Here is a 6,708-nt window from a genome sequence, read left to right on the forward strand (position 1 = left end):
TAGGTAACGCTACATGGATATAGATTATTGTTTTTATTAAATATTACTGTGTCCGCAATTATTTGCCTCTTGGGTTGATAGCGGACATATAATTCCTAGTTTTTTCATCGTAAATTACTTAATGGATATTATATACAGCTCGCTAAACTCGCCTTTTAGCGTGAATTGGGTATATACTCCAAGCTTTATTGTTTTTGGATATTATTACTGTGGCGATACACCTTCCTTTTGCTAAATTAAGTCATTGGCAACAAATTACCTTTTCAGCCGCGCTATTAGAGCGGATGTTACCAAACTACCAAATGTTTAGTGAAAGCGCTGATTTTGGTGACGCTAAATTATTACGTAACCAACTTGATATTATTTGGCAGTGGTTGGGCGATAGTCGCACGGTTAAAATTAATGCGGATGCACAATTAACTAAGCTAGAGCCACAAACTCCTGACCCAGAAGCATTCGATTTTTTTGGTGTTTTTCCAGCGCTTGATACGTGTATGGCATTAACAGCATTGTGGCAATTAATGCAAATAAAGCCCGCTAAAAAGGGTAAAATTGATCCAAGTGACTTGGAAGATGTACAAAGTATTAGCCGTTTATCTCATAACAGCGTTAGCTATTATGTTGAATTATTGCTTATTGAAGAGCTTGATGATGAAGCTGAAATTAGCCAAGAACAAATAAATGAACATCCTTTAATGCAATGGGAAATAGCAACGCAAAATGAGCTGTTCGATTTTTTACAGTTTGCCGCCATTGACAAGCGTACTTGTCAGCTTGCTAAAAAAATGGTGTTATCAGAAGGCATGTCAAATTTAGGTATTGAAATAGAGTAGCACCATCGCGCGTAACTATTATCACTTAATGATCAGATTAAATCAAAAGAACAAAGGACAACGTATGAAGTTAGCATATAAAACACTGTCGCTCGCCATGTCAGCAACATTGATTATGGCAACATTGTTTACGGAGCAAGTTAGTGCCCAACCCTCAGAGCTTGTCGTAAAAAATCAAAAAATTGAATTGGCCATTAAAAAGGCGATGGATACTTTTCAGGTACCCGGTGTTGCTGTCGCTATCGTAAAAAATAACGAAGTGGTGATGCGTAAAGGCTTTGGTATTATTGAGCAAGGTAAAAGCGCTAAAGTTACTCCAGATACGTTATTTGGTATTGCTTCAAATACTAAAGCGATGACTGCCGCGTTATTGGCGGGCTTAGTTGATGAAGGAAAACTCACTTGGGATACGCGAGTGATTGATGTTATTCCTGAATTTCAAATGCCAGACGCTTATGTGACTCGTGAATTTACGATTACTGACTTGTTAGCACACAATTCTGGCTTAGGTTTAGGTGCAGGCGATTTAATGATTTGGCCACAAACCACGTTAACCAATGCCGATGTTATCAAAGGTATAAAATACTTACCTGAAGTATCCAGCTTTCGTAGTGAGTTTGCTTACGATAATTTAATGTACATTATTGCCGGTGAGGTTATTACTCGCGTTACAGGGCAACCGTGGCATGAAGTGATTCAAGCGCGTATTTTTACTCCGTTAGGTATGAAGAATACTCGCGCAATGTTTTCATTAATTGAATCGTCTAACCAAAATGTTGCCCGCGCTCATGTTCCTCTAGAAGGCAAGCTGAACGTGGTTGGCGGTAACTTTTTAGAGAAATTTTCTGCTGCTGGCTCTGTTGCTTCTAGTGTTCATGATATGAGTTATTGGTTAAAAGCACAGTTGAACCAAGGGGCGTACGGTACTAAAGAGCAGCGTTTATTTTCTGCTGAGCAAAGCCAAACTATGTGGCAAGCTAAAACACTATTATCTGTTTCACAAAAGGCTACAGAGCAAGATAAAACCCACTTTTCTGCTTACGGTTTAGGTTGGTTTTTAAAAGATTATCATGGTGTTAAATTGATTCACCATAGCGGTGGTATTTTAGGGATGGTGTCAAAAGTAGTATTAGTACCAGAAGCCGACTTAGGCATGGTAATTTTAACTAACCAACAGTCTGGCGATGCGTTCAATGCTATCTACCATCAAATACTGAATGAATACCTCGAGTTACCAAAGAAAGATTGGGTTGATTATTATCAAGCCAAACAACAAAAACGTTTAGCAAAAGAAGCCGCACGACGAGCTAAAGCTGAGGCCGCTGTTGATAGAGACTCTCGTCCATCGTTAGCGCTAGCTAAATATGCACAAACTTACCAAGATAATTGGTATGGCGATATTCATATTGTACTGGTAGATAACAAGCTGAATATGCAGTTTGGTAATACTCCCGAACTAAATGGTGTATTGGAGCATTATCAACATAATACCTTTATTGTACGTTGGCATGATCGTACGTTAGAAGCCGATGCTTTTATTAACTTTAACTTAAGCGAGTCGGGCGATATTAACTATGCCACGATGAAAGCAGTATCACATTTAACAGACTTTAGCTTTGATTTTCATGACTTGAAATTACAGCCAAAACAAGCTGACTAATATTTAACAGTACAATGTAGTTACTAATAAAAAGGGAATAGCAATATTCCCTTTTTATTACTTAAAAAAGGTATTTGCAACCGCTGGTTGACACATTAATAACTCGGCTTGCTAGTCTGTAACCACTGAGTTTTCTATGATTATCGCTCAAACGTAGATAAAGGAATAAACCTAATGATATTAGCAGACAAAATTACCCTATTAAGAAAACAACTTGGCTGGTCACAAGAAGAGCTTGCTGAAAAAATGAATGTTTCAAGGCAGTCAGTCTCTAAATGGGAAAGCACTAACAGCATTCCTGATTTAAGCCGAGTGATTATGCTAGCGGATATTTTTGAGGTGTCTACGGACTACTTATTGAAAGACGATATTGAAATTGTTGACACAACAAATGAAAATAAAGCGTCAAATACCGTGCAAATTAACTTAGAGCAAGCCTTGAAATATGTAGACAATAAAATGGCAATGTCGGTGCTCACCACCAAAGGTGTTGTGCTTTGTGTTTGCTCAGTAATACCATTATTCTTTTTTTTAGCTATGGCTGAAACAAATCGTTTGAACTTAACTGGTGATATTGCCGCTGCTTTTGGGGTGGTTAGTATATTATTGATGATTTCACTCGGCGTTAGTTTTTTCATTAAGGCGAATCAATATGAAAGTGATATCGCTCCGATAGAGAATGAGTCATTCGAATTAGCTTATGGTGTGCACAGTATTTTTGACGATAAATTACGAAAATTCAAACCTATTTATAGTAAAAGACTGTCAGTAGGCATATTTTTATTTATTACTAGTGCAGTGCCTTTACTGTTGGTTAGTATTCTTGATGGTAGTTCGGGTAGCGTGTTAATGATGATAACGGTACTTATGCTGATGATTGCCACAGGAATATATATTGTTGCACCAGTATCTGCTCAACATGAAGCCTATAACAATATATTAAAAGATAACTGCGTTAATACCGTAAAAACGAGACGTGAAAAACGTGCAGAGCAGCTTGCAGCATTTTACTGGCCGTTATTAACCGCTATATATTTAGGTTGGAGTTTATGGACGATGAATTGGGGAATAACTTGGGTTATTTGGCCGGTAGGTGCTGTGCTTTTTGCTGCATTGGTCGGTTTAATGGAGTTTTTAGATAAAGACTAGTGCCCTAAGTGTGAGCCGTGACCTAAACTCAGGCCAATAAGATAAATGCTCACAAACGTTCACTGGCGTTATAGTAAAAATAACGTCAGTGCCAATTGTACTGAGCTAATTTAAAAACTCAGTTTTAGCTTGTCGCGTTGAAATAACGTGCTGTATATCTCGGTGTCTATCCTGAACATTAGTATTTAAAGATACTCCCTCATGCTTTAATAACCATAATTTACGCTCGATACCACCTGCATAACCCGTTAATGCACCACTTGCGCCAATCACACGATGACAAGGCACAATTAGGGTGATCGGGTTTCTACCATTGGCACCGCCAACGGCTTGTGAGGCTTTCGGCTTACCTAGCTTTTTAGCAATATCCTGATAAGAACAATGTTCACCAAAAGGTATTTGCGTTAAGCATTGCCAGACCGACTGCTGAAAATCTGTCCCTTGGGGGGTTAGTGGTAAGTCAAACACTTGGCGTGTGCCCGCAAAATATTCAGTTAACTGGCTTTTACAACGCTCAGTAATGCTATTAGTTACGGTTGAATTTATTATGTTCGCTGGTAGGTCACCACAAAAAATAGCCTGAGTGATACCTAGCTCAGAGGCTTTGAACTCAAAAAGCCCCAGAGGAGTGTCGATATAGTCGGTATACATGGCTAATTTATTCATGTAATTGACTCCATAATTGAAAGGTTAAGTAACTTTGCCATGGTGATGCTTGCTCTGGCTCCAGTTGTGTCGTTAGTCCTTTTTGTGCTTTTTTTACGCCAAGATCACCAGCGAGGAAAATATTAGGATCACTCAAACCGCGCATTTTGGCGTAGGCAACCGTCCAAGGACCGATACCTTTTAATGTTAACCACTGATCGGCATCATTTGCGTCCTGAATGTGCTGACAATCAATAAAGTATTGAGCTAAGTTTCGTAGCGTTTGCTTTCGCGAGTTGGGAATTTTCAAAAAGCCTAAGTCACTTTTCGCAATAGCGAGCGCTGATGGAAACCAATAGTGTATTATATTGTCGTCATCACTTTGAGTGGGTTCGCTTAAGTGATGGACTAAACTAGCGACTAAATTCCGTGCGGCGGTTACTGAAACTTGTTGGCCTAAAATAGCGCGAATCCCTGCTTCAAACATACTCCATATACCGGGCAAACGTATACCTGATTTAATCGGAAATATAATAGAAGGGCACTGAGATAGATCATGCTCTACCGCTTGCATATCAACATCTACGTCGAGAATACGACGTATATTGGTGACAACCGCTTTTAAATATTTAACGTCATCTAATGTGATTGTAACGAGAAATATATTTTCTGCTGCAACATGTTTAGCAGTAAAGCTGCCGTTAGCTTCTTGCCATGTAAAAGTGCGACCATAGCTATTACTTGTGCACCACTCCATGCCCTCTATTGCTCTTGCGGCTAATGTTTGTTGCATCAAGGGCCAATTAAATGGTGGTCGATAATGTAATTTCAATAATAACTTATTATCACTTTTATTTGATTTTCTTAATTGTGAAGGTGTTAATTTCAACTGAGCTTGAAAGCAGTCATTGAAACGACGAATGCTACTAAAACCCGACGCCAAAGCGACTTGTGTTATTGGTAACTTTGTTTGGTGTAATAATTGTTTGGCAAATAGACACTGTTGATAAAGCGCATAAGCCTTTGGCGAAATGCCTAAGTGTTCGTTAAATAATTGGCGCAAATAGCGATCGCTTATACCTAATCGGCTTGCTAACTCCACTAAGCTTGCTGTTTGTAACGCCCCTTCATTGATTAATTGTATTGCGCGCTTAAACGTAGTGCTTGCACCTTGCCATGCTGGTGAACCAGGCGCACTATCTGGACGGCAGCGTAGGCATGGTCTAAATCCAGCGTTAGCACACTCTATTGCGCTATCAAAATAGATAACGTTTTCTTCTTTTGGTGGGTAAACAGGACAAATGGTTCGGCAATAAATGCCCGTTGTTTTCACCGCGGTAAAAAACTTACCATCGAAACGAGGATCTCGAGAAAGGCGAGCTTTTTGGCAAATAGAAGGATTAAGCATGGGTCAATACAAGGTTATCGTGGTTAAATGGTTATGACTGACACTATAGCGAAGCAATACATTTATGCTAGCCAGAATCGGAACTAAACCTTAACCCTTACTTATTTTTGATATTGATACAGTTGGTAAATTACCTGACCAGCCGTTTTTTCTTTTAATAACGCCCAATTACTCGGTAGCTGCTGTGTACTCTCAACTTCCATTTCTACATAAATCATTGCATTATCAGTAAGTTTTCCTGCATTTAGTGCAATAGCGGTTTGTGCTACTAAATTCTGTCTAAAAGGAGGATCAATAAAAACTACATCAAAGGTGTCGGTTGTTTGTTGTAAAAAGCTTAATGCATCGTTGTTAATAACATTGATTTCATTAGCGCTTAATAAGGCTTTATTGGCCTGTAATTGCTTGGCTGCGGCTTTATTGAGTTCAATTAAGGTCACTGTTTTTGCGCCGCGAGACAGCGCCTCAAAACCTAAACCGCCAGAACCCGCAAAACAATCTAAACATTGCGCCTGTGGAATATAAGGCATTAACCAATTAAAAACCGTTTCTTTTACTCGGTCAGTGGTTGGACGTAAGCCATCAGCCATCAGCACCGGTAATTTTCTCCCGCGATGTTTACCCGCAATAATGCGTATTTGACCTGTGGTCGATTTTTTATTGGCGTGCTTTTTACCTGAATTCATATCACTGACAGCTTTGTTTTTAAATGCTAATATAGCGGCAATTTTATCCTTGTTTGGTTTTAATACCAAATTTATTAATACTGTAATTTACTTAGGTAGAAAGAAGTGTCGAAGAAAAAAGGTATGTTTTCCTGGTTAGGTTTTGGTAAAAAGCAAGACCAAGCAGAAGAAGAAAAAATCGCAACAGAAGCCACAACAGTACAAGTTGATAACACTGACGAAACGATTAGCGAACCAATAGCCGAGCAAGTAGTTGATAAAGCTAAAGAAGTAGTTGTAACGACTGACGAGGTATTGAACACTGACCTGCCAGAGCCAGAGCCAGAG

The 6,708-nt window shown here is 39.1% G+C and carries 6 protein-coding genes and 1 pseudogene; 4 read left to right on the forward strand and 3 right to left on the reverse strand.

Features of this window, described 5'->3' with window-relative positions; genetic code table 11:
- Window positions 1–194 precede the first annotated feature (194 nt).
- The 3 genes from KO495_RS00415 (at window position 195) to KO495_RS00425 (ending at window position 3,642) form a co-directional block, all read left to right on the forward strand.
- Window positions 195–833, forward strand: a complete 639-nt coding sequence (locus KO495_RS00415; protein WP_252738721.1) for a YjaG family protein — start codon at window positions 195–197, stop codon at window positions 831–833.
- A 64-nt stretch (window positions 834–897) separates the two neighbouring features.
- Entirely contained in the window at window positions 898–2,493 is a 1,596-nt protein-coding gene (locus KO495_RS00420; RefSeq protein ID WP_252738722.1) for a serine hydrolase, read from the forward strand.
- A 174-nt stretch (window positions 2,494–2,667) separates the two neighbouring features.
- Window positions 2,668–3,642 (forward strand): helix-turn-helix transcriptional regulator, encoded by a 975-nt coding sequence (locus tag KO495_RS00425; protein WP_215978421.1) that lies wholly within the window; start codon window positions 2,668–2,670, stop codon window positions 3,640–3,642.
- 105 nt (window positions 3,643–3,747) lie between these two features.
- On the opposite strand, the gene KO495_RS00430 is transcribed toward KO495_RS00425, so the two are convergent.
- The 3 genes from KO495_RS00430 to rsmD all read right to left on the reverse strand — a co-directional run bounded on the left by KO495_RS00430 (window position 3,748) and on the right by rsmD (window position 6,381).
- Window positions 3,748–4,308, reverse strand: coding sequence for a methylated-DNA--[protein]-cysteine S-methyltransferase (locus KO495_RS00430; RefSeq protein WP_252738723.1), 561 nt, complete (start codon window positions 4,306–4,308; stop codon window positions 3,748–3,750).
- Window positions 4,301–5,695: an AlkA N-terminal domain-containing protein gene (locus KO495_RS00435; protein WP_215978422.1), complete on the reverse strand. Its 1,395-nt coding sequence runs from the start codon at window positions 5,693–5,695 to the stop codon at window positions 4,301–4,303. The genes KO495_RS00430 and KO495_RS00435 overlap by 8 nt, the downstream gene beginning before the upstream one ends.
- A gap of 101 nt (window positions 5,696–5,796) precedes the next feature.
- Window positions 5,797–6,381 carry a 16S rRNA (guanine(966)-N(2))-methyltransferase RsmD gene (rsmD, locus tag KO495_RS00440; RefSeq protein WP_215978423.1) on the reverse strand — a complete coding sequence of 195 codons (585 nt, stop codon included), beginning with the start codon at window positions 6,379–6,381 and terminating at the stop codon, window positions 5,797–5,799.
- Between the two features lie 123 nt (window positions 6,382–6,504).
- Between rsmD and KO495_RS00445 the strand changes: the two are divergent.
- Window positions 6,505–6,708: pseudogene (locus KO495_RS00445) on the forward strand (hypothetical protein); the annotation flags it as partial.

The sequence above is a fragment of the Colwellia sp. D2M02 genome (assembly GCF_018860755.1).
Lineage (GTDB): Bacteria > Pseudomonadota > Gammaproteobacteria > Enterobacterales > Alteromonadaceae > Colwellia > Colwellia asteriadis.